Origin of the sequence: Saccharopolyspora sp. NPDC000359 (genome assembly GCF_040300525.1) — a bacterium.
GTDB lineage: Bacteria > Actinomycetota > Actinomycetes > Mycobacteriales > Pseudonocardiaceae > Saccharopolyspora.
Genome location: NZ_JBEPDU010000111.1, coordinates 1 through 3230, shown reverse-complemented (window position 1 = coordinate 3230; position 3230 = coordinate 1). Strand labels below are relative to the sequence as shown.

Sequence of the window (3230 nt, the reverse complement as noted above, 5' to 3'; positions counted from 1 at the left end):
CCTCCACGCACTCACCCACCACCGCACCACCACCGGACACCCCACCACCACCATCGCCTGGGGACCCTGGACCACCGGCATGGCACACCACCTCGGCACCGCCGACCGCAGGCGGCTCACCGGAACCGGTCTCGTCCCGATCGACGAGGCCAGCGGGCTCGCGCTGTTCGACGCGGCACTGGCCAGCGGCGAGCCGGTCGTTCTCCCGCTGCCGGTGAACCGGGCGGCGTTGCGGCGCCGAGCGGCCAACGGCCCGCTGCCCGCCGTGCTGCGCGACCTGGCCCCGCCGCCGGTGCGCGTGGCGGCATCCCCGGCCACCACGCAGCAGGCACTGGTCGACACCCTCCGCGGACTGCCCGCCCACGAGCAGGACGAGCAGCTGGCGCAACTCGTCCGCGGCCGCATCGCCGCCGTGCTGGGCCACGGCTCCGCCGATGCGGTCCAGATGGACCAGCAGTTCACCGACCTCGGGTTCGACTCGCTGATGTCGGTCGAACTGCGCGGAGTGCTGGAGGCGGCGACCGGGCTGCGGCTGCCCGCCACGCTGGTCTTCGACCACCCCACGCCCGAGGCGGTGCACGAGCTGCTGCGCCTCGAACTGCTGCCCGGCGAATCATCGGCACCGGACGACGTCTTCGCCGAGATCGACCGGCTGGAGGCGGGGCTGGCCCAGCTCGGCGACCAGCACGCGGCCCGGGTGCGCAACCGGCTCCGGTCGTTGCTCGCCGCCTGGGAGGACCCCGGCGCCGACACCGGCAGCGACGACGAACTGGCGGAGGCGGACCTGGAAGCGGTCCTGGGAATCATCGACGACGAACTCGGCCGATCTGACGAAAGTGGCGTGAAGTGAGCGAGGACAAGACACTCGAGTACCTCAAGCGGCTCACCGTCGAACTGCGCGACACCCGCAAGCGGCTGCGCGCGGCCGAGGAGAGCAACCGCGAACCACTGGCCATCGTGGGGATGGCGTGCCGATACCCAGGCGGGGTGACCACGCCGGAGGAGCTGTGGCACCTGGTCGAGTCCGGGCAGGACGCGATCGGCGGGTTCCCGCGCGACCGCGGCTGGGACATCGACGGGATGCGCTCCGCCCGCCCCGGCGAGGCGGGCAGCAGCGACACCCTGCAGGGCGGCTTCCTGCACGACGCGGCGGAGTTCGACGCGGCGTTCTTCGGCATCTCCCCGCGCGAGGCGCTCGCCATGGACCCGCAGCAGCGGCTGCTGCTGGAAACCGCCTGGGAGGCGGTGGAACGCGCCCGCATCGCACCCGACCGCCTGCGCGGCAGCCGCACGGGTGTGTTCGCCGGGATCATGTACCACGACTACGCCTCCCGGCTGGCCCGGATCCCGGACGTCGTGGAGGGCTACCTCGGCACCGGGAACTCCGGCAGCATCGCCTCGGGTCGGCTCGCCTACACCCTCGGGCTGGAAGGTCCCGCCGTCACGATCGACACGGCGTGCTCCTCCTCGCTGGTGGCGCTGCACCTGGCCGGTCAGGCGCTGCGGCGGTCGGAGTGCTCACTGGCGCTGGTCGGCGGCGTGACCGTGATGGCGAGCCCGGCGCCGTTCATCGACTTCAGCAGGCAGCAGGGCCTCGCCTCGGACGGGCGGTGCAAGGCGTTCTCCAGCACGGCCGACGGCACCGGCTGGGCCGAAGGTGCGGGCATGCTGGTCGTCGAGCGGCTGTCCGACGCGCTCCGCAACGGGCACCCGGTGCTGGCTGTCGTGCGCGGCACGGCGGTCAACCAGGACGGCAGGTCCAACGGGCTCACCGCGCCGAACGGGCCGTCGCAGCAGCAGGTGATCCGCGACGCCCTCATCGACGCGGGGCTGCGCGCGGAGCAGGTCGACGCGGTCGAGGCGCACGGCACCGGCACCCGGCTCGGCGATCCCATCGAGGCCCAGGCCCTGCTGGCCACCTACGGCCAGCACCGGGAGGAGCCGCTCCGGCTCGGCTCGATCAAGTCCAACATCGGTCACACCCAGGCCGCCGCGGGTATCGCGGGCATCATCAAGATGATCATGTCCATGCGGTACGGCGTGCTGCCGCGCACGCTGCACGTCGACGAACCGGCACCGGAGGTCGACTGGAGCTCCGGCGCGGTCACCCTGCTCACGGAACCGGCGCCCTGGCCGCAGCGGGACGGAACCCGCCGCGCGGGGGTGTCCTCGTTCGGCTTCAGCGGGACGAACGCGCACGTGGTCCTGGAGGAGGCACCGGCCCCAGAACCCGCCCCGGACGCGCCGACGCCTCCGCCGGTGGTGCCGTGGCTGCTCTCGGCCAGGACCCCGGAAGCCTTGCGCGTCCAGGCGGCCCGGCTCGCCGACCACCTCGGCGACGACGCCTCGGTGCTCGACATCGGCTTCTCGCTGGCCACCACGCGCGCCGCCTTCGACGAACGCGCCGTCGTGGTGGCAGGCGACCTGGACCAGCGCAGGAAGGCGTTGCTGTCGTTCGCGGAGGGGCAGGTGCCGCCGGAGGTGGTCACCGGCCGCGTGGGCGACGGCGGGCTGGTGATGGTGTTCTCAGGCCAAGGCACCCAGCGCCTCGGGATGGGCCGCGAGCTCTACGACACCTACCCCGCCTACGCCGAAGCCTTCGACACCGCCTGCACCGAACTCGACCACCACCTACCCCGACCACTCCGCGACATCGTCTTCGGCGACGACCCGGACCTGCTCAACCAAACCCAATACGCACAACCCGCACTCTTCGCCCTCCAAACCGCCCTCTACCGCCTCTGGGAATCCTGGGGCATCACACCCGAGGCCGTCACCGGGCACTCCATCGGAGAGATCACCGCCACCCACATCACCGGCGTCCTCACCCTCACCGACGCCGCGGTTCTGGTCACAACGCGTGGCCGACTCATGCAGACCCTGCCCGAGGGCGGCGCCATGGTGGCCATCAACACCACCGAAACCGAAGTACTGCCCCACCTGACCGGCTACGAGGACAAAGTCGGCATCGCCGCCATCAACAGCCCCAACTCACTCGTCCTCTCCGGCGAAGACAAGGCACTCCGTGAGATCGCAGACGGCTTGAGCCAGCACCGCACCACCTGGCTGCGCGTCTCCCACGCCTTCCACTCACCACTCATGGAACCCATCCTCGACGAGTTCCGCAAAACCGTCGCCAGCCTCAACTTCTCCACACCCACCATCCCGCTCATCTCCACCCTCACCGGACAACCCGCCGACCACAACACCCTCACCAACCCCGAACACTG

General features: G+C 71.4%; 2 protein-coding genes. Both read left to right on the top strand.

All coding sequences use genetic code 11. The features are described from left to right. The coding region (locus ABT324_RS33260; protein ID WP_351185860.1) for an acyl carrier protein at positions 1-850 on the top strand (850 nt) is incomplete at its 5' end. Further along, positions 847-3230: type I polyketide synthase (locus ABT324_RS33255; protein WP_351185857.1), on the top strand; the 2384-nt coding region annotated here is incomplete at its 3' end. The genes ABT324_RS33260 and ABT324_RS33255, both read left to right, overlap by 4 nt.